At 65.3% G+C, this 18,942-nt stretch carries 15 protein-coding genes and 4 pseudogenes; 13 read left to right on the forward strand and 6 right to left on the reverse strand.

What is annotated here, in order from left to right; all coding sequences use genetic code 11:
* Positions 1-135 precede the first annotated feature (135 nt).
* Both CN538_RS24510 and CN538_RS25300 read left to right on the forward strand, forming a co-directional pair.
* Positions 136-858 (forward strand): BCCT family transporter, encoded by a 723-nt coding sequence (locus CN538_RS24510; protein ID WP_277985022.1) that lies wholly within the window; start codon positions 136-138, stop codon positions 856-858.
* Positions 859-931: 73 nt separating this feature from the next.
* Positions 932-1,765 (forward strand): annotated as a pseudogene (locus CN538_RS25300) (BCCT family transporter).
* Between the two features lie 501 nt (positions 1,766-2,266).
* Here CN538_RS25300 and CN538_RS12735 read toward each other — a convergent pair.
* Positions 2,267-2,935, reverse strand: coding sequence for a GntR family transcriptional regulator (locus CN538_RS12735; protein WP_106419666.1), 669 nt, complete (start codon positions 2,933-2,935; stop codon positions 2,267-2,269).
* A 295-nt stretch (positions 2,936-3,230) separates the two neighbouring features.
* Here CN538_RS12735 and CN538_RS12740 point away from each other — a divergent pair, with 295 nt between their 5' ends.
* The 4 genes and pseudogenes from CN538_RS12740 to madM all read left to right on the forward strand — a co-directional run bounded on the left by CN538_RS12740 (position 3,231) and on the right by madM (position 7,962).
* Entirely contained in the window at positions 3,231-4,655 is a 1,425-nt protein-coding gene (locus CN538_RS12740; RefSeq protein ID WP_106420644.1) for a malonyl-CoA decarboxylase, read from the forward strand.
* Between the two features lie 206 nt (positions 4,656-4,861).
* A pseudogene (locus CN538_RS12745) lies at positions 4,862-6,416 on the forward strand (malonate--CoA ligase).
* A 78-nt stretch (positions 6,417-6,494) separates the two neighbouring features.
* On the forward strand, positions 6,495-6,929 hold the full coding sequence (gene madL / locus CN538_RS12750; protein WP_242495083.1) for a malonate transporter subunit MadL: 435 nt from the start codon (positions 6,495-6,497) through the stop codon (positions 6,927-6,929).
* A 97-nt stretch (positions 6,930-7,026) separates the two neighbouring features.
* On the forward strand, positions 7,027-7,962 hold the full coding sequence (gene madM / locus CN538_RS12755) for a malonate transporter subunit MadM (protein ID WP_242495085.1): 936 nt from the start codon (positions 7,027-7,029) through the stop codon (positions 7,960-7,962).
* A 16-nt stretch (positions 7,963-7,978) separates the two neighbouring features.
* On the opposite strand, the pseudogene CN538_RS12760 reads toward madM, so the two are convergent.
* Together CN538_RS12760 and CN538_RS12765 are read right to left on the reverse strand one after the other, a co-directional pair.
* Positions 7,979-9,385, reverse strand: a pseudogene (locus CN538_RS12760) (GGDEF domain-containing protein); the annotation flags it as partial.
* Positions 9,312-10,088, reverse strand: a complete 777-nt coding sequence (locus tag CN538_RS12765; protein WP_106419668.1) for an EAL domain-containing protein — start codon at positions 10,086-10,088, stop codon at positions 9,312-9,314. The pseudogene CN538_RS12760 and the gene CN538_RS12765, both read right to left, overlap by 74 nt.
* Positions 10,089-10,334: 246 nt before the next feature.
* Between CN538_RS12765 and CN538_RS12770 the strand changes: the two genes are divergently transcribed.
* Positions 10,335-11,027, forward strand: coding sequence for an extensin-like domain-containing protein (locus tag CN538_RS12770; RefSeq protein ID WP_106419669.1), 693 nt, complete (start codon positions 10,335-10,337; stop codon positions 11,025-11,027).
* 25 nt (positions 11,028-11,052) lie between these two features.
* Here CN538_RS12770 and CN538_RS12775 read toward each other — a convergent pair whose 3' ends face one another.
* Entirely contained in the window at positions 11,053-11,280 is a 228-nt protein-coding gene (locus CN538_RS12775) for a hypothetical protein (RefSeq protein ID WP_106419670.1), read from the reverse strand.
* Positions 11,281-11,408: 128 nt separating this feature from the next.
* The gene (aguA, locus tag CN538_RS12780) at positions 11,409-12,512 is read right to left on the reverse strand and encodes an agmatine deiminase (protein ID WP_106419671.1); all 1,104 of its coding nucleotides are present in this window, start codon (positions 12,510-12,512) and stop codon (positions 11,409-11,411) included.
* A 462-nt stretch (positions 12,513-12,974) separates the two neighbouring features.
* Here aguA and CN538_RS12785 point away from each other — a divergent pair, with 462 nt between their 5' ends.
* The 6 genes from CN538_RS12785 (at position 12,975) to CN538_RS25310 (ending at position 18,001) form a co-directional block, all read left to right on the forward strand.
* Entirely contained in the window at positions 12,975-13,739 is a 765-nt protein-coding gene (locus CN538_RS12785) for an SDR family oxidoreductase (RefSeq protein WP_106419672.1), read from the forward strand.
* Positions 13,740-13,862: 123 nt separating this feature from the next.
* Complete coding sequence (locus CN538_RS12790) at positions 13,863-14,384, forward strand: retropepsin-like aspartic protease family protein (RefSeq protein WP_106420646.1); 522 nt, start codon at positions 13,863-13,865, stop codon at positions 14,382-14,384.
* A 261-nt stretch (positions 14,385-14,645) separates the two neighbouring features.
* Entirely contained in the window at positions 14,646-15,185 is a 540-nt protein-coding gene (locus tag CN538_RS12795) for a carboxypeptidase-like regulatory domain-containing protein (protein WP_106419673.1), read from the forward strand.
* Positions 15,186-15,566: 381 nt separating this feature from the next.
* The gene (locus CN538_RS12800) at positions 15,567-16,286 is read left to right on the forward strand and encodes a winged helix-turn-helix domain-containing protein (protein WP_051896005.1); all 720 of its coding nucleotides are present in this window, start codon (positions 15,567-15,569) and stop codon (positions 16,284-16,286) included.
* A gap of 72 nt (positions 16,287-16,358) precedes the next feature.
* Entirely contained in the window at positions 16,359-17,294 is a 936-nt protein-coding gene (locus tag CN538_RS25305) for a HAMP domain-containing protein (RefSeq protein WP_340638112.1), read from the forward strand.
* On the forward strand, positions 17,291-18,001 hold the full coding sequence (locus CN538_RS25310; protein ID WP_340638113.1) for an ATP-binding protein: 711 nt from the start codon (positions 17,291-17,293) through the stop codon (positions 17,999-18,001). The genes CN538_RS25305 and CN538_RS25310 overlap by 4 nt, the downstream gene beginning before the upstream one ends.
* On the opposite strand, the pseudogene CN538_RS12810 reads toward CN538_RS25310, so the two are convergent.
* A pseudogene (locus tag CN538_RS12810) lies at positions 17,966-18,924 on the reverse strand (LysR family transcriptional regulator). The gene CN538_RS25310 and the pseudogene CN538_RS12810 overlap by 36 nt on opposite strands.
* Between the last annotated feature and the right edge of the window lie 18 nt (positions 18,925-18,942).

Genomic DNA, 18,942 nt, shown 5'->3' on the forward strand with positions numbered 1-18,942 from the left:
TATTAAGTTTTCTTCATGCCTGTAGCGCCGGGCCTGCCGACGCGGGCCGAAAACCGCGTCGTCTATACTGTGCCCAGCCCTGCGTTACGACGCTGGCATGAGTCAAGGAAGAGAGACAACGACCGGGGAGTCCTTATGGCCAGACTTGGCAAGCAAGGTGTATTCATCGTATCCGCGGTGCTGATCGCCGCGATCGTGGCCATCGGTGCCATCTTTCCCAACCGCTTCGGCGACCTCGCCAATACCGCGCTTGGCGCGACCACGCACTATTTCGGCTGGTTCTATCTGATTTCGGTGTTCGGGTTCGTGATCTTTCTGGTGGTACTGGCCTTCAGCAAGTACGGCAAGATCCGACTCGGGCCCCAGGACAGCAAGCCGACCTACGGCTTCTTCTCCTGGGTGAGCATGCTGCTGGCCGCTGGCTTCGGCGTGGGGCTGGTGTTCTACGGTATGGCCGAACCCATGACCCACTATCTCAACCCCCGTTCGGCGATGTCCAGGGGGCCACGCCCGAGGCGGCGCGCTACGCCCATCCAGTACAGCTTCTTCAACTGGGGCATTCACCAGTGGGCGGCGTTCTCGGTGGTTGGGCTGATCATCGCCTACTACCAGTTCCGCAAGGGCCAGGCGGGGATGGTCTCCAACGTGCTCTCCTCGGTCACCGCCAAGCGCCCCAAGCTGCGCCGTCTGGGGCCGGTGCTCGATATCTTCGCGGTGGTCGCCACGGTGATGGGGGTCGCTACCTCGATCGGGCTGGCGGTGCTGCAGATCAACGGCGGCCTGCACTCGGTGTTCGGGGTCGAGGAGAACATGACCTGGCAGTTCATATCATGGGGGCGATGTTCGTCTGCTACATGATCTCGGCCACCTCGGGGCTGGACAAAGGATCAAGAATCTCTCCAACCTCAACCTGATCATCTGCTTCGCGCTGATGTTCTACATTCTGTTCACCGGGCCTACGGTCAAGATTCTGGAGACGATCACCCTGGGCATCGGCGACTACCTGCAGACTTCATCGGCATGAGCCTGCGCATGTCGCCCTACAACGGCAGCGACTGGGCCGCCGGCTGGACCATCTTCTACTGGGCCTGGGTGATCGCCTGGTCGCCGTTCGTGGGACCTTCGTGGCACGCATCTCGCGCGGGCGTACGATCAAGCAGTACGTGTTCGGCGTGCTGATCGTGCCGCCGCTGCTGGCGTGTCTGTGGATCGGGGTGTTCGGCGGCGCGGCGATCCAGATGGAGCTGCACAGCGACGCAGGTCTTGCCCAGGCACCGCGGACAACATCACCTCGGCGCTGTTCCGGATGTTCGACCTGATGCCGTTCTCCAACGTGTTGTCGGTGGTAGCGCTGTGCCTGATCTTCATCTTCCTGGTGACCTCGGCCGATTCGGCGACCTATATCGTGTCGCAGATGACCGATAAACGGCTCGCTCAATCCGCCGCTGCTCAAGCGCGTGATCTGGGGCGTGCTGATCGCTGCGATCTGCCTGACCCTGCTCTCGGCCGGCGGCGAGAGTGGCCTCAAGGGGTTGCAGTCGGCGGCGGTGCTGTCGCGCTACCGTTCACCTTCATCCTCTACGGCATGATCTCGGTGATGATCAAGGAGCTCCGGGCCGACCGCAAGGCGATGCTCACCGCGCTCTACCGCCGTCATAGCGAAACCCCGGTGGGGGCGGATGCGTTCGAGGCCGAGGAGCTGGTCGACGAGGACCGCTACCGCCGCGCGCCGGACGTCAAGAACCGCCGTATCAACCCGCGCTGAACCGCGCCGCCCGCCATCGGAGGCGGGCGCATTACGCTATCGGGCCCCGCTTCGGCGGGGCCCTTTTCGTCTCCGCGCGTCGGTAACCAGCGGATGGGGTCAGACGAGGAAGACAAGGTAGAGGAGCAAGATAACGTAGGAGAGAGATAGCGCTGGAGAGATAGCGCTGGAGAGATAGCGGGGGAAGAGGTGGTGCGTGGCAAGATCGCGTGGCAGTGGAGAAAAATCCCGGCGCGGCCTAATGTAACGGGAGTCACGGCCGTTAACCTTGGTATCACCCACCTTTCCTTTAACCGATTGCCCACCGCCCATGCCTAACCGATCCCCCGCCGAGCCCCGCAGGGCGCCACCCGGCGAGCCGCGCCGCTGGCGCTGTCGCGCTTCGACCGCTGGCTCAACCGGCTGGTCAGCGTGAGCGTGTCGTTGGCGCTGGTGGTCGGGGCCGTGGCTCTACTGTTGACCCTGCTGGTGCGCTGACAGGCGTCGTCATGTCGCGCGCCGTCAGCGGCGCATGGCCTGCAGCCGCTGCATCGAGGCCACCAGATCGTTGAAACGCTCGCCCTGAATCTGCACGTGATCGCGGATCGCCTGCTCGGCGCCTGCGGCGTCGCCGGCTTCCAGCGCGGCGATAATCGCCCGATGCTCGGCGTAGCTGCTCTGCATACGCTGGCGCACGTGCAGCTGCAGGCGCCGGTAGGGCTTGAGAATGGCGTGCAGTCGCGTCGCCTCCTGAGTCAGGAAATCGTTGTGGCTGGCGGCGTAGATCAGATGATGAAAGGCGCCGTTCTCGTAGTAGTAGCCATCGACGTCGCCCGCTTCGAGGCAGGCGTGGCACGCTTGATGTGCCCGGCGCAGGTCTGCCAGTTCGTCGGCGGTGGCACGCCGCGCCGCCAGGCGTGCGCACATCCCCTCCAGTTCTGCCATGACCTCGAAGCGCTCCACCAGTTCGGTCACTCCGAGCTGGGCCACGAAGGTGCCCCGCTTGGGCAGCACCTTGACCATGCCCGAGGCGGCTAGCTGCTGCAGCGCCTCGCGGATCGGCGTGCGCGAGCAGGCGTAGTCGCGTGCCAGTGCCTCGGGGTCGAGTCGGTCACCGGGGGCGAAATGGCCCTCGACGATCGCGTCCTCGAGTAGATCGCGCAGCCGTTGGGCCTGGGGGACGCTGGCCATGCTCGACGTTCTCCTCTTTTCCGCTTTTGTGATTCTGCCAGAATTTACTGGCTTTTCAGCCTTCTAGGGCTCGCCCGTCAGCGGGAGTATCCCGCTGTCTTAGACTTTTTCCCATGTTGACAGTGAAGTCGGGAGTCGTGACTGTTGTATATAACAGGGCGGTGACATGTATGTTAACACCTGCATCCGTGCGATCTCGCTAGCCTTTTATGGAACGTCGCATCTAAAAATTCGGGTCTGAAACGTCGGCGAGCGTACCCATTCCACACCCGAGAGGGCCGGCATGAACGTCAACATGAATTTTCTGCAGGAACTCCTGTCGAGCATCGGCCGCCGCACCCGCGGTCAGGCCGCTCATGCCGACAAGCGTGACACGCCGAGCAGTCTCGCGCGCCTGACCTCGGTGTGCGAGACGCTGATGCAGCCCGGTGGCGAGGCGTCGCAGATATTGATCGCCCAGGAGGCGCTGGAGCGCTATGCGTCTCTCGATGACGCCGGCCGCCTGGCCTTCTTCCAGCTGCTCGCCGACCACTACGCCGCTGAGCCCGAGCGGATCCACGCCGCCTATGCGGCCTATCAGGAGGCGGAAGACAACGCCAGCCTGGCGCAGTTGTTCGCGGTGTGCGAACCACGGCGCCAGCACCTGCTGCGGCGGCTCAATCTCTGCCCCGGTGGCACCTACGAGCTGGTGAAGATGCGCGCCGATCTGCTCGGTCTGCTCAAGGCCCACCCGGAGCTGGCGCCGCTGGATGCGGATTTCGCGCATCTGTTCGCCTCCTGGTTCAACCGCGGCTTCCTGATGCTGGAGAGCATCGACTGGAACACCTCGGCGGCGGTGCTCGAAAAGCTGATCCGCTACGAGGCAGTACACGCGATTCGCGACTGGGGCGATCTGCGCCGACGGCTCGATCCCGACGACCGCCACTGCTATGCCTTTTTCCACCCGGCCACCGGCGACGAGCCGCTGATCTTCGTCGAGGTGGCGCTGTGCCGCGGCATTCCCGACAACATCCAGACCATTCTCGAGAGCGGCGACGAAGTGCCGCCGCAGGAGGCGGATACCGCCGCCTTCTACAGCATCAGCAACTGTCAGGCCGGGCTCAAGGGCATCTCCTTCGGCAACTTCCTGATCAAGCAGGTGGTGCAGGAGCTCAAGCGCGAGCTACCCAATCTGGAGAACTTCGTCACCCTGTCGCCGGTCCCGGGCTTCGCCGCCTGGTTACAGCAGGCCCGCGACCAGGGGGAGCTCAACCTCAGCGACGATCTCGTCACCGAACTCGATGCCGGACACTGGCGCGAGCCGGGCAAGATGCGCGACAAGCTCGCCCCCGAGGTGCGGGCGCTGGCCGCCCACTATTTGATCGACGTCAAGCGCGGCGACAGCGGCATGCCGCTCGATCCGGTGGCGCGCTTCCATCTCGGCAACGGCGCCAGCCTGCATCGCCTCAACTGGCCGGGCGACCTGTCGGACAAGGGGCTCAAGCAGTCCCACGCGCTGATGGTCAACTATCTCTACGAGCTCGAACGGATCGAACAGAACCACGAAGCGTTCAGCCGCGAGGGTAGCGTGATATGCACCCAGGAGATCCGGCGCGACGCCAAGCAGGCGCGCAGCCGCCTGCTCGCTGCGCCCAAGGGCGATGCCAAGGTCAATGCCAGAGGCGATACCAAGAGCGGCCCCAAGGCCGGTGCCAAGGGCGATCCCAAGGCCAAGGCATGAAATCCGGCATGCGGACACCGGGTGCGAGTGTCATCGGGTGTGGCCAGACGAAGGATGGGCCGACGAACGAAGGCCGGCGAACGATGGCCCGAAGAACGATAGTACCCGGCTTGCAGGCGAATCGCCGCGGCGGCCAGCAGCAACCCCGTCATGAATCGTAAGAGTGATATGAATCGCAAGAGTGGTATGAATCGCAGGAGAGTGGCATGAATCAAAATCTTTATCTTCAGTTCTTCGACAACTTCTCGCGTCAGCCGGAGAAGGTGCTGATCGACACCGCCGAAGGGGCGAGCTATCGCTACCGCGACGTGCTCGATACCTCGCGGCGCCTGGCGCGGGTACTGCGCGAGCGCGGCGTGACCCCCGGCGAGCGGGTGGTGGTGCAGGTCGACAAGAGCCCGCAGACGGTGATGCTCTATCTCGCCTGCCTGCAGGTCGGCGCCGTCTATCTGCCGCTCAACACCGCCTACACCGAGGCCGAGATCGAGTACTTCCTCGGCGATGCCGAACCGCGACTCTACGTGTGCCGCCCAGAAGACCGCGACAGCGCCGAGCGGCTCGCCGAGCGCTGTGGCGATGTTTATCAGACACCGACCGCGGTCGAGACCCTGGGGGCGGCGGCCGACGGTTCGCTGATGGCGCTCGCCGAGGCGGCCGAGGCGGATACGGAGGTTGCCGATCTGGCGGGCGACGATCTGGCGGCGATTCTCTACACCTCGGGCACCACCGGGCGCTCCAAGGGCGCGATGCTGACCCACGCCAACCTCGCCGCCAACAGCCAGGCGCTGGCCGAAACCTGGCGCTTTGGCAGCGATGACCATTGCTCCACGCGCTGCCGATCTTCCATACCCACGGGCTGTTCGTGGCGTGCAACATCGTTCTCACCGTCGGCGCTTCGATGACCTTTCTGCCCAAGCTCGATCCGGAGCAACTGATCACGCTGATGCCGCGGGCCACCGTGCTGATGGGGGTGCCGACATTCTATACCCGCCTGCTCGCCAGTCCGCGTCTCGACCGCGAGGCGGTGCGCAACATGCGCCTGTTCGTTTCCGGCTCGGCGCCGCTGCTGGCGGAGACCCACCGCGACTTCTTCGAACGTACCGGCCACGCCATTCTCGAGCGCTATGGCATGACCGAGACCAACATGAATACCTCCAATCCCTACGACGGCGAGCGTCGCCCCGGCACGGTCGGCTTCGCGCTGCCCGGCAGTGAGGTGCGCATCACCGATCGCGACAGCGGCAAGGTACTGGCGGCGGGGGAGACCGGGCTGGTGGAAGTGCGTGGCCCCAATGTGTTCAAGGGGCTATTGGCGCATGCCGGAGAAGACCGCCGCCGAATTCCGCGAGGATGGCTTCTTCATTACCGGCGATCTGGGGGTGATCGATACCGACGGCTATCTGTCGATCGTCGGACGCGACAAGGATCTGGTGATCTCCGGTGGCTACAACGTCTATCCCAAGGAGATAGAGCAGTGGATCGACGAGCTGCCGGAGGTGGTCGAGTCGGCGGTGATATCGGGGTCAATCACCCGGATCTGGGTGAGGGCGTCACCGCCGCGGTGGTGCTCAAGCCGGGTGCTGCGCTCGATGAGGCGCAGGTCCTCGCTCACTCAGCGACAAGGTGGCGCGCTACAAGCAGCCCAAACGGGTGTTCTTCATCGACAGCCTGCCGCGCAACGTGATGGGCAAGGTGCAGAAGAACGCGCTGCGTGAGCGTTACGCCGACATCTACCAGGCACCGGCCACGGCGTCACGCTGAGGTCTGCGCCAGTTTCTGCCATAACAAGCGCCGGTGATCAGGGGCTCGCCGGCGTAACAACAAGTCCCCCGGAGGTGAATGACGATGGTGATCTACGGTGTTGCGCTACTCGCCGGCTGCATGCTGGTAGGGCTGATCATCGGCGATGTGCTGGGCCAACTGCTTGGCATCAGCGCCAACCTGGGCGGCGTGGGTATCGCCATGCTGCTGTTGATCTTCGTGACCGGCTATCTCAAGGACCGCGGCAAGCTGCCGGAGGCGACCGAGAGCGGCATCAATTTCTGGAACGCGATGTACATCCCGATCGTGGTCGCCATGGCAGCGAGCCAGAACGTGGCTGCGGCCTTCAGCGGTGGCATGGTGGCGATCGTCGCCGGGGTGCTGGCGGTGGCGCTGGGGCTGGCACTGGTGCCGGTGCTCACCGGCAAGAAAGGGGATGATGCGCGTCCGCTGGATCCGCCTGCCAGCGCCACCATGCCGCCCTCCCGGGCGACCACTTCCGATCGTTCCTGACCGCGCGGCTGCTGAATCTTTCGACAACATCCCTTAACAACGACTTTTAACAACGACGTTTAACAACAACGTTTAACAACAACAGGGGAGTGCCCGCATGAACGACTCCATCGTGTCGCTGGTCGACAAATACCACCTGATCGCGGCCTTCGCCGTGGTCGGCCTGACCATGTACGTGGCCTATTGGCTCAGCCGGCATCTCACCGCCGGGCGTCTGCACGGCTCGGCCATCGCGATCATCATCGGCCTGGTGCTGGCCTACGTGGGCGGTATCTCCACCGGGGGCAGCAAGGGGCTCTCCGATGTCACCCTGTTTTCGGGGTTGGGCCTGATGGGCGGCGGCATGCTGCGCGATCTGGCGATCATCGCCACCGCCTACGGCGTGCGCTTCCAGGAGATCAAGAAGGCCGGGCTGCGCGGGGTGATCGCACTGTTTCTCGGCGTGCTGGTGTCGTTCGTGGCCGGTGCGGTGGTCGCGGTCGGTTTTGGTTATACCGACCCGGTGGATATCACCACCATCGCCGCCGGTGCGGTGACCTATATCGTCGGGCCGGTGACCGGCGCCACCCTCGGGGCGAGTTCGGAGGTGATCGCACTATCGATCGCCGCTGGCCTGGTCAAGTCGATCCTGACCATGATCGCGACACCGGCCACGGCACGCCTGATCGGGCTCGACAACCCGCGCTCGGCGATGATCTTTGGGGGGCTGATCGGCACCACCAGCGGGGTGGCGGCAGGGCTCGCCGCCACCGACGCACGTCTGGTGCCGTATGGCGCGATGACCGCGACCTTCTATACCGGATGGGCATTCTGCTGGCACCGACGGTGCTGTTCCTGGCCGTACGCGCGCTCTTCTGAACCCGCGGTGGCGGGACGCAGACACGGCGATGCGCCTGCTACAGCGGCAGCGCCGGGCCAGCGGACTGAGCCGGGCCTTCGGGCCTGGCCGGGCTTTCCGGCAGCGCCGTGTCTTCGGGGATCTCCGGGTCTTCGCGCAGGGCCAGCGGCTGCGACACCTCCTCGGCCATGGTGATACACCCACGACCGGCCTGCTTGGCCTGATAGAGCGCGGTATCCACCCGCTCGAGCAGCTTCTCCGAGGTGGCCTGGCGCGGCTCGGCGATCCCCGCGGAGAACGCCAGCTGCAGCTGGCGGGCGCTCAGCGGCTGCTGCGCCAAGCGTGTCAGGATTCGGTCCAGGGTGGCATGAGCGGAGAAGCGGTCGACCCCCGGCAGCAGCAGCAGGAACTCCTCCCCGCCCCAACGAATCAACGTATCGCTCTGACGCAGCATGGCCCCGACCAGACTGGCGAACTCGCGCAGCACATCGTCGCCGACCGCATGGCCGTGCTCGTCGTTGACCGCCTTGAAGTGATCCAGATCGAGCATGGCCACGGCCAGCGGCTCGCTGTAGCGGCGGCTGCGCTGGAGCGCCTGCTCCAGCAGTTGCTGGCCGTAGCGCCGATTGTGCAGCCCGGTCATCTCGTCACGCGTGGCCAGATACTCCAGGCGGCGGTTGCGCGCCTGGAGTTCGCGCGTCTGGTCACGCTGGGCGGTCATGTCGACCAGGCAGGCGATACGCAGCGGCTGGCCATCGGCGTAGTGCACCACGCTGTCCTCGACCTGCATGGCGCAGAGTGAGCCATCGCGGCGCATGAGCTCGACGCTGCGTTGTCCGCCGCTGGTGAGCGACGTCTGATGATAGCGTTGACCCGACTCGCGCGAGGCGGGCGCGAGCAGCACCTGGAAGTGGCGCTCGAGCAGTTCGCAGGCGGCATAGCCGAAGAAGTTGCAGAGCGCAGGGTTGACCAGACACAGATAGCCTGCGGCATCGAGTACGCAGGCGCCGATCGGCAGACTGCCGATCCACTGGCGCAGCGAGGCCGGCAGCGGCGGGGTACGCGTTCGGGGTTGTGCCGGCGTCGGCTCGATGGCGGTAATGCGGTCCAGGGCGAGCAGTACCTGGCGCTCGCCACCGGCGTCGACCCCACGGCAGCGCAGGCGCAAGGCGCGCAGCTCACCGCGATGATCGCGCAGATGGTAGCGCTGCCACCGCTGGGGTGCCGACGTGTCGCGGCGGCGCGCGGGGTGGGCGTCCGCGGTCAGCGGCTGGAGCTTGCCGTCGAGCCACTGCCAGGGGTCGGCGGCCGGCAGTTCGGTTTCGAGCGCCAGTTGGCGCCGGGCCAGCGCATTGGCCTCGGAGATCCATACCGCGTCGTCCTCGACACGGCAGACGAGTGCCGCGATGCCGAGCAGGTCGAGCCCCTCGAGCGTGGACTGGAGCCTCGGTTGGAGGGGCGTCTGGCGGGTATCGCTGTCGAGCGTTATCTGCAAAGCGTTCATGGCGCGTGCCACCGGCTGCGAGGACAAGAGAGGCGGCCGCTCAATGCTGGCCGCGTACCAGCGCGAACTGGGCCGGCTGGCACTGCGGCAGACCTTCGGTTTCCGGGCGCGCATACCAGTAGCCCTGCTGGCGTACGATGCCGCGCCGGTAGAGCCAGCGCGCCTCCTCCAGGGTCTCCACGCCTTCCGCCACCAAGGCGATATCGAGCTTTTCCGCCAGGGTCACGATCTGCCCGATCAGGATCTGCTGACGCGGTCTCCTGTCGACGCCATCCACCAGGCGACGGTCGATCTTGAGCAGATCGGGCACGATATCCACCAGCAGGTCGAGGTTGGCGTGGCCACTACCGAAATCATCCAGGGCGACGGTCATGCCCATCTCTCGGTAGGCGCTGACGATGTTCTGCAGATGGCGCCGATCCCTGACCTTCTCGGTCTCGGTGATCTCGAAGCAGAGCCGATCCACCGGCCAGCCCAGCCGTTCGGCAGTGATCAGCGTGGCCTGGATGCAGGCCTCGGGTTCGTAGACGGCATTGGGCAGGAAGTTGATCGAGAGCAGGCCCTGGTGGCCGAGCCGGTGGGCCAGCTCCAGCGCCTTGACCCGGCACGCTTGATCGAAGCGGTAGAGGTTGTCGTCGTCGACCCGGCCGAGCACGCTGGCCGCGGAGCCGCCGTCGCTGCTGCGCACCAGTGCCTCGTAGCCGTAGATCTCGCCACCTTCGAGGTCGACCAGCGGCTGAAAGGCCATGGTGAAGTCGAACGGCAGCGGGGCATCGCAGCGCCGGCATACCGATTCGTGTCTCGCGCATCCCGGCATTGTGGTCCTCCCTGACGCGACAATCTGGGTAATCGAGGTGATGGCGCGGTTGGGCAGCGCGACGCCGTGCCCAGCTCACTCCATACACCCAGATTAGAAGAGATCGGCGCCGAGGAGTAGTCGGACATGGTCGCGATGTCTTCGCCGTGGCGACAAGGTACCCGTGCGGGACTGTCGTCTTGGGCAGGATGCGATGCAGACACCTAAACTAGAACCCGGATTCAGCAACACGGTGCAGGGAGGCGAATGCGCGCAACGACGCTGGGTTGGCTTGTGCTGATCGCGCTGGGTGTGGCGCTCGATAAGGGCGGCATCGAGGTGCCAAGGGCGTGGAATCCGTTCGCGCCGCTGGTGGTGGATGACCCGGTGACGCCGGTCACTCGGCTCAAGCTCGCGCGAGTCGAGCGCGACCCCGAGGCATGTCGTGCAGCGCTGCGCACGGCTCCAGAGGTGCGTTTCACGCCGCTGGCGGACTACACCCCGGCGGCGGGCTGCCCGCTGACCGATGTGGTACGCCTCCAGGGCACCGGAGTGCGCTTCAGTTCCAGCTTCGTCGCCACCTGCCCGCTGGCCCTGGCGTGGACGATGTTCGAGCGTCACGAGCTTCAGCCGCTGGCCGAGCGCACTTTCGGCGAGCGCGTCGCCGCGGTGCGTCACTACGGATCGTTCGCCTGTCGCAACATCTATCATCGCGAGAACGCGCGGCGCAGCGAGCACGCCACGGCCTCGGCGCTGGATGTCGCAAGCTTCACACTGGCCAATGGCGAGCGCATCGATCTACTCGAGGATTGGAAGGGCGACGGGGTGCGGGCGGGTTTCTTGCGCCAGGTCCAGGCGGCGGCCTGTGGCTATTTCGGGACCGTGATCGGCCCCGATTACAACGCCGCGCACGCCAATCACTTTCATCTGGGGATGCGCGGGGTTGCCTTCTGCCGCTGACGGCAGATAGCGGTTTGCGACGCGCTCAATTGCCGAGGTTGATGTCGTTCGAGTCGGTCGCTGCGCCGGTGGCCGCACCCACGCCACCGCCGATCACGGCACCGTCGGAGACATCGCCGCCGGTGGCCGCGGCGGCGCCGGCGCCCACCGCGGCACCCACGCCGGCACCGCTGACCGCGCGTTCACCGGTAGTGGTGCCGCAAGCGCTGAGCAGCAGAGCGGTGGCCATCATGAAGGGAATCGTACGTAGCATGATCAATCTCCTGAGTCGACATCGGGTTCCTTGGCGCCAAAGGCCATGGCTTCAGCATAGCCCGGGTGATCACAGGCGCCAGCGCCCCCTGGGATGTGCGATGCCGATGAGGGAGAGCCACGGAGCGCTCAGGGCCGGGGTTGCTGCTGGGTGATGCAGTGAATGTTGCCGCCGCCGAGCAGAATCTCGCGTGCCGGCACGCCGATCACCCGGCGCCCCGGGAAGAGCCCTTCCAGTATCTCGCGCACGCTGGCGTCGTGGGCGGGGTCGAGCAGTGGCATCGCCACCACGCTGGTGCCGATATAGAAGTTGACGTAGGAGGCTGCCATGCGGTCTCCCGGGCGCCGCGGGCGCGAGCTCGACAGGCGGTCGACGCCGCTGGCTTCCTCTTCGCCCAGATAGAGTGGGCCCGGCTGCGGCAGCTTGTGGACCACGAAGCGGCGGCCGCGGGCGTCGGTGGCGTGTTCCAGAATCTCCAGCGCCTGCCGCGAAATGGCGTACTGCGGGTCGCTCTCGTCGTCGGTCCAGGTCAGCGCCACCACCCCGGGGGCGATGAAGCAGCAGAGGTTGTCGACGTGGGCCGTCGGTCTCGTCCCGTGATAGCAGCCCGCCGGCAGCCAGATCACCTTGTCGATGCCCAGGTAGTCGGCCAGTAGCTGGGTCTGCGCCTCGCGGCCGAGCTCCGGGTTGCGATTGGGGTTGAGCAGGCACTCTTCGGTGGTGATCAACGTGCCCTCGCCATCCACGTGGATGGCGCCGCCCTCGAGCACCATCGGCGCAGCGAAGCAGGGAATCCCCAGCATCTCGGCGATCTTGCGCCGAATGCGGCGATCCTTGTCCCAGGGGAAGTAGAGACCGCCCTTGAGGCCGCCCCAGGCATTGAAGTCCCAGTCGACGACGGCGATACGACCGTCCGGATGGGTGACGAAGGTCGGGCCGACGTCGCGCATCCAGGCATCGTTGCTGGAGAGCTCGACCACCCGAACGTGCGCCGGCAATTGGTGGCGGGCGTTCTCGTACTGCTCGTCATTGACCCCGACGATCACGGTCTCGCTCTCGGCGATGGCACAGGCGACGTCGACGAAGGCGCGCTGCGCCGGCTTGGCCCCCAGGCGCCAGTTGTCCGGACGCTGTGGCCACAGCATCCAGCAGGCGTCGTGGGGGGCGAACTCCGCCGGCATGCGAAAGCCCAGTTGGGCGGGCGTCTGAGAGGGGGAAGCGAGATCTGTCATGACAAACGCCTGCGGGAACCTTAGGGTTATCGGTGAACGGGAATGGGTGCGTCGTGAGTACAGAAAGGGTGCGTCGTGATGACGACTGTAGCACCCCCGCGGTGCGCTTGCGCAGTGGGTCGCGGATGCCCTCGCTGCACCCCAGGCCAGCGGGAGATCCCCCCGGAGAGACAGGAGAGCGTCATGCGCTTCAGCGACAATCGCGGCGAGCCCATCGAAGGGTTCTCACGGCGAACAGAAGGGCGCGATGGTGCGCTCGCTTATCGGCCTGGCCAATGATCTGGGCTTCCACACCGTGGCCGATGGCTTGGAGACAGAGTAAGAAATCGTGGCGCAGAAGCGCCTGCACTACCGCTCGCGTGCATCCCATCGCCACGCCGCCACTGCCAGGTCCGAAAACGGCGAGTAGCGAGGTGGTCCATCGCCGATCATCCATGTTCCTTCGAGACAATGGAGACATGGATGCAACGTTTACAAGGCAAGATCGCGCTCATCACTGGCGCCAGTTCCGGGATCGGTCAGGCCGCGGCGCGGCTGTTCGCGAGCGAGGGCGCCTGCGTGGTGCTGGCGGCACGGCGCGGTGCGGCGCTGAAGGCCGTCGCCGCACAGATTGTCGATGCTGGCGGTCAGGCTGCTTGGTTGGCCGGCGACGTGCGCGAGGAACCCTATGCGCAGGCGCTGGTGGCGCTGGCGATCGAGCGTTTCGGGGGGCTGGATATCGCGTTCAACAACGCCGGCACGCTCGGGACGTTGATGCCAACCCCTCAACTGGATACTCAGGCGTGGCACGAGACGCTCGACACCAACCTCAGTGCGGCCTTCCTCGGTGCCAAGCATCAGATTCCGGCGATGCTGGCACGCGGTGGCGGTTCGCTGATTTTTACCTCCACCTTCGTCGGCTACACTGTCGGCTTCCCCGGCACCGCCGCCTACGCCGCCAGCAAGTCCGGCCTGATCGGTCTGACCCAGGCGCTGGCGGCGGAGTTCGGCCCGCAAGCCATTCGCGTCAATGCGCTATTGCCCGGCGGCACGCAGACGCCGATGGCGGAGGCGATGAACGATACGCCGGAGGCGCTGGCGCAAGTCGCGCAGATGCACGCGCTCAAGCGTCTGGCGCAACCGGAAGAACTCGCGCGCGCGGCGCTGTTCCTGGCTTCGGAGGATGCCGCGTTCATGACCGGCAGCGCGATGCTGGTCGATGGCGGCATGTCGATCAACCGCAGTTGAATCGTGTCCGCGCAGCGATGCGCGGACACGTGCTGGCCGAGGCCTGCGTGACCCACACCGATACCCTCGATCCTGCGCTTAGCGCCGTGGCGAACCCGATGAAGTCGCATGGGGGGCGAGCCGATGGCTGATGCACAACGCACTACCCGGCGTCTCGGCCTCGGCATGATGCTGTTGTGCTGGGTGGTGATGATGGCGTTGGCGGTGTGGTGGTTTCGCGGCGTCGAAAGCCGCCGCGCCAATCCCAATCTCGAGCTCTCCCGCCACGCCGCACCCGGCGCGCCGGTCACCCTGGCGCGCAACGCCGCTGGCCACTTCGTCGCCCCGGGCGAGATCGATGGCCAGCCGGTCACCTTTCTGCTCGATACCGGCGCTACCTATGTTTCGCTGTCGCGCGGGCTGGCCGAACGCCTGGGTCTGCAACCCGGCCCTGCAGCTACTTTCACCACCGCCAACGGGCGCGTCGAAGGGCGCCTCACCACCCTCGACAGCGTGCGTCTAGGCGGTCTTTCGGCGCGTCGGGTGGCAGGGTCGATCCATGCCGGTATCGGCGATGACATGGTGCTGCTCGGCATGAGCTTTCTCGGCCGCTTCGATATCCAGATTCGTGCCGACCATCTGACCCTGAGCCCGCGCAGTCCCTGAATCGCCTTTCTCGACCAAGCTGCCGCTCAGCCGCTCGATCAGGTTGTCGTCCGGCGTCTCGATCAGGCTGTCGCCCAGTGGCGACAACGCTTGCGTAATCTCTGCGCGATTGGCGTTTACAATCTAACTCGCGAGTTACCCAAGATGACACTGCCGGACGGAGCGATAGTGCGGCGTGACGTAAGATAAGCGTCTATCGTGGTTTACCTCGGTGATGAAGGTCCGGTCACCAACGCGCGCGTTACATTCAAGGAGTCGAAGATGGCGCTGACACAGTGGCGGCCCTGGCTGTTGCCCCTTTTGATCATGCTGGGGCTGACGGGGTGCGAGAGCCTTTCCACCGGCAGCTTCAAGATGCCCGATATCTTTGGCGGCCAGTCCCGCGACGATAACGTGGTCAAGCGTCAGATCGCGTTTCCGGCCGAGGAGTATGCCAAGCTCGAGAAACACGGCACCGCCGCGGTACAGGGGCGGCTCAGCTACACCCTGCCGGGCGGTCAGACGATCGTCGGTGCCAACGAGACGATCTCGGTGGCGCCAGCGACGCGCTATGCCGCCGAGGCCGCGGATGTCGCGCTGTCCGGCCGCCGGATCGAGCCGGCCGATCCGCGAGCGCGTGATTACACCCATTACGCCAAGACCGATGCCGACGGCTACTTCTTGGTGCGCGGCATTCCCGCCGGGGTGTTTTATGTGGCCGGCAGCGTGCTGCTGCCCGGCGGTGAGTCGCGTAGCCCGATCATCATCAAGCAGGTAACGCTGCGCGCTGGCAAGACCCGTAAGGTCGAGCTGAGCCGCTGATCGCGGCGCAATGGCGTGACCGAGCAGGGGCATGAGCGCGTGATTGAAACGGACTTTTCCTAAGTCTAATGAATCAAAGGATTGCTCGTTATCTCAACCGATTGGGCTGAAGTCTCTCTCGGGAAAGTGCGCGGGATAGTGACTAACGCCGAATTATCTAACCGAGTTAGTAGGTTACAGAGGCGTCTTATGAGGTATCATGAATACTCGGATACCACCCGTGGCGAGTGAGCTTGGCGCCTCGCAGCATGTCTAAAGATTTCGTTGCGTTATAGGCCACCTTGGTTCACCGTTCACTATCAATCGGTCGATGCCTTAGCGCGTCACACAATAAACGAATCAGTGGTATGCAGGGCCGGGTTTCGAGGCCAACTCATAGGGATGGAAGACAGCTTGGACAGCACTGCACATCAAGATCGCGTTCTGATCATCGAAGATGACGAACGGCTGGCGCATCTGACGCGCGAATATCTGGAAGCCAACGGTTTCCAGGTTGGACTGGAGCACGATGGCACCCATGGTGTGGAGCGCATCATCGAGGAGCAACCGGACATGGTCATCCTCGATTTGATGCTGCCCGGCGAAGATGGGCTCTCCATCTGCCGTCGGGCGCGGCCGCACTACGCCGGCCCCATTTTGATGCTGACCGCACGCACTGACGACATGGATCAGGTGCTGGGGCTGGAAATGGGCGCCGACGACTACGTGCCCAAGCCCGTACAGCCGCGGGTACTATTGGCCCGCATGCGGGCGCTGATGCGTCGCGCCGACAGCCTGGTGTCGTCGAGCGGTGCCACGCGTCTGACCTTCGACAATCTGGTGATCGACAGCGCCACCCGCGAAGCCTGGCTCGAGGAGCAGCGTATCGACCTCACCAGTGCCGAGTTCGATCTGCTCTGGCTGCTGGCCGACAACGCTGGGCGTGTACTCACCCGCGAGGAGATCTTCTCACAGCTGCGCGGGATCAAGTACGACGGTCAGGACCGCTCGATCGACGTGCGCGTATCGCGCATTCGGCCCAAGATCGGCGACGACCCCAATCATCCCCACCGCATCAAGACGGTGCGCAGCAAAGGCTACCTGTTCGTCAGGGATAGCTGAGTCGCGACGGTGGCCGCGCTGGCGGCCACCGTCGTTTGCCGACACACCCCCTCATTCCCCGCGAGAGCAGCGATGCGGCGTTCGCTTACCGACAGCACGTTTCTGCGCTTCTACCTGGCGCTGTTGGCCGCACTGGTGATCACCTTCGGGCTGGCGCTGTTCGGCTTTCTGATGGTCGACAAGGTGCGTCAGGAGCACTATCGCGAAAGCCTGGTCAGCGGCCCGCTGGCGCTGCTCGCCGATCTGGTCTCGCGCCAGCCGCTGGAGAGGCGCGACGACTGGCTCGCGTCGATGGCCTCGACCCTGGGCATGCCCCTGGGTCTGTTTCGGCTCGAGGATCTTTCGCTCGACTACTTCGAGCGCGCCCGGCTGGAAGAGAAGCGCCCGGTGATCGAGGCCGCCGACGACGGCTGGCGCTCGCTCTACAAGGTGCCGCAGTCCGACTGGGTGCTGGCGGCGCGCATCAACTCGCTCAACGAGATGCAGCTGCGCGGCATCACCGAGGTCCTGCGCAGCTGGCTCAGCGGTGAGTCGGACAAGGTGCAGGCCAAGCGCCTGCATCGGGTGCAGCAGCAGTTCCAGGTACCGGTGGGGCTCTACGCCGATCCGCCATCCAACGTCGATCCGATCCAGGCGACCCGGCTCGATGCCGGTGAAGTCGTGGTGCGACTCGATTCCAGCCTGAGCGCGCTCTATATCCACGCACGGGTCGGTCCTGATCGCTGGCTGCGCATCGGCCCGTTGCCCAGCTTCGAGGCGATGCCGCTGTCACTGGCGCTGTCGCTGTTGATCATCGTGTTGATCACCTTGGCAGGGGCGATCTATCTCATCGTGTGGAGCGTCGAGGGCCGGGTCGGCCGACTCGAGCGTGCGGCGACACGGATCGCCGCCGGCCATCTCAACGCTCGCGTGCGGGTCGATGGCAACGATTTCCTCGGCCGTCTGGGCATGGCGCTCAACGGCATGGCGGCGCAGGTGCAGTCGCTGTTGCGCAGCCAGCAGAGATGATCCGCGCGGTCTCCCACGAGCTGCGCACGCCAGTGGCGCGTATCCGCTTCGCGGTGCAGATGCTCGAGGATCTCTACGGCGAGGGCCATGCGCGCAAGCAGTTGGAGGGCATCGACGAGGATATCTCCGAGCTCGATCGTCTGATCGATGAGATCCTCACCTATGCCAAGCTCGACAGCGAGAACGCCCAGGGCGTGACGCTCAAGACCGAAAGTCTGGAGTGCCGCGCGCTGGCGTGGCGGGTGCTGGAGATATTAAGCCCGCTGCATCCGCATCTGACGCTGACGGTGGTCGACGGCGAGGAGTTGGAGGTGGAGGCGGAGCCGCGCTATCTGCAGCGGGCGGTGCAGAACCTGGTCGCCAACGCCTGCCGCCACGCCGAGACCCAGGTCTGCGTCAAGATCCACCGTGAGCCACGCGCGATCCGTATCGATGTCGAGGACGACGGCCCCGGCGTGCCGGAGAAGGATCGTATCGCCATCTTCAAGCCCTTTGCACGGCTCGATGACAGCCGCACGCGACGCTCCGGCGGCTATGGCCTGGGGCTGTCGATCGTGCAGAAGATCATGGCGTGGCACGGTGGCAACGTGGTGGTGGACCGCAGCGAGCGCCTGGGCGGGCGCGTTTCAGTCTGCTGCTGCCGCTGCACGCGCGTGAATCGATCAGTCCGCTCAATTTCGACGACGGCGCTCAGTGAGCGCCGCTGATAACCGCCAGGCCGGTTTGATGCCGCTCAGCACCGCGAAAGAGGTATTCCCGCGCGGTGCGAATGAAATCCTCCATCCACGGCAGCGCCCGGTCGTTGTCGCGAACCGCTGCGTAGAGCGTGCTCCACACCCCCTCCCTTGCCCAGCGGCAGCGCCTTGACGTAGTCGCGCTCCAGATACTCGGTCAGGGCCCAGTTGGGCAGGGCGCAGACGCCACGCCCGCTGGCCACCAGCTGCATCATCATCACCGTCAGCTCGGCGCTGCGGATCTCGCGCGGGCGAATCGCCGCCGGCTCCAGGAACTGGGTGAAGATATCCAGCCGCGAGTGGTCGATGGGGTAGACGATCAGCGTCTCGGCGGCCAGATCCGGCGGCTCCACCCAGCTCTGCCCGGCCAGGGCGTGCTGCTTGGCCACCGCCAGCAGCCCCTCGTAGCGGAACAGGGGGGCATAGTGGATGCCGGGCAGCGGCTCGGGGTTGTCGGTGATCACCAGATCGAGCGCTTCGCGCACCAGCGCCGGCAGCAGGTCGAAATTCTGCCCGCTGGGGATGTCCACTTCTACTTCGGGCCAGTGATCGCGGAAGTGGTCGACCGTGGGCATCAGCCACTGGAAGCAGCTATGGCACTCGATCGCCATGTGCAGGCGGCCCTGCTCGTGCCCGGCGAGGCGGGCGAGGTCGCGCTCGGCCAGGCGCAGCTGCGGGAGCACCTGCTCGGCCAGGGTCAGCAGCCGCTCGCCGGCGCGGGTGAAGGCGACCGGGCGCGTCTTGCGCGCGAACAGCGGCATGCCCAGGCGCGACTCCAGATCCTTGATCTGGTGCGACAGCGCCGACTGGGTGAGATGAACACGCTCCGCCGCCTCGACCAGCGAGCCGGTATCTCGCAGGGCGATCAGCGTACGGAGGTGGCGAAGTTCGAGCATGCTATGAATATTGTTCAC

This window comes from Salinicola tamaricis (genome assembly GCF_003006155.1).
Lineage (GTDB): Bacteria > Pseudomonadota > Gammaproteobacteria > Pseudomonadales > Halomonadaceae > Salinicola > Salinicola tamaricis.

Excerpts from the sequence above, each read along its gene's own strand:
- CN538_RS12795 (WP_106419673.1), top strand. The coding sequence starts at position 14,646 with ATGGCGCTGACACAGTGGCGGCCCTGGCTGTTGCCCCTTTTGATCATG.
- CN538_RS12740 (WP_106420644.1), top strand. The coding sequence starts at position 3,231 with ATGAATTTTCTGCAGGAACTCCTGTCGAGCATCGGCCGCCGCACCCGC.
- CN538_RS24510 (WP_277985022.1), top strand. The coding sequence starts at position 136 with ATGGCCAGACTTGGCAAGCAAGGTGTATTCATCGTATCCGCGGTGCTG.
- CN538_RS12765 (WP_106419668.1), bottom strand. The coding sequence starts at position 10,088 with ATGCCGGGATGCGCGAGACACGAATCGGTATGCCGGCGCTGCGATGCC.
- CN538_RS25310 (WP_340638113.1), top strand. The coding sequence starts at position 17,291 with ATGATCCGCGCGGTCTCCCACGAGCTGCGCACGCCAGTGGCGCGTATC.
- CN538_RS12770 (WP_106419669.1), top strand. The coding sequence starts at position 10,335 with ATGCGCGCAACGACGCTGGGTTGGCTTGTGCTGATCGCGCTGGGTGTG.
- CN538_RS12775 (WP_106419670.1), bottom strand. The coding sequence starts at position 11,280 with ATGCTACGTACGATTCCCTTCATGATGGCCACCGCTCTGCTGCTCAGC.
- CN538_RS12790 (WP_106420646.1), top strand. The coding sequence starts at position 13,863 with ATGGCTGATGCACAACGCACTACCCGGCGTCTCGGCCTCGGCATGATG.
- CN538_RS12800 (WP_051896005.1), top strand. The coding sequence starts at position 15,567 with ATGGAAGACAGCTTGGACAGCACTGCACATCAAGATCGCGTTCTGATC.
- madL (WP_242495083.1), top strand. The coding sequence starts at position 6,495 with ATGACGATGGTGATCTACGGTGTTGCGCTACTCGCCGGCTGCATGCTG.
- CN538_RS25305 (WP_340638112.1), top strand. The coding sequence starts at position 16,359 with ATGCGGCGTTCGCTTACCGACAGCACGTTTCTGCGCTTCTACCTGGCG.
- CN538_RS12735 (WP_106419666.1), bottom strand. The coding sequence starts at position 2,935 with ATGGCCAGCGTCCCCCAGGCCCAACGGCTGCGCGATCTACTCGAGGAC.
- CN538_RS12785 (WP_106419672.1), top strand. The coding sequence starts at position 12,975 with ATGCAACGTTTACAAGGCAAGATCGCGCTCATCACTGGCGCCAGTTCC.
- madM (WP_242495085.1), top strand. The coding sequence starts at position 7,027 with ATGAACGACTCCATCGTGTCGCTGGTCGACAAATACCACCTGATCGCG.
- aguA (WP_106419671.1), bottom strand. The coding sequence starts at position 12,512 with ATGACAGATCTCGCTTCCCCCTCTCAGACGCCCGCCCAACTGGGCTTT.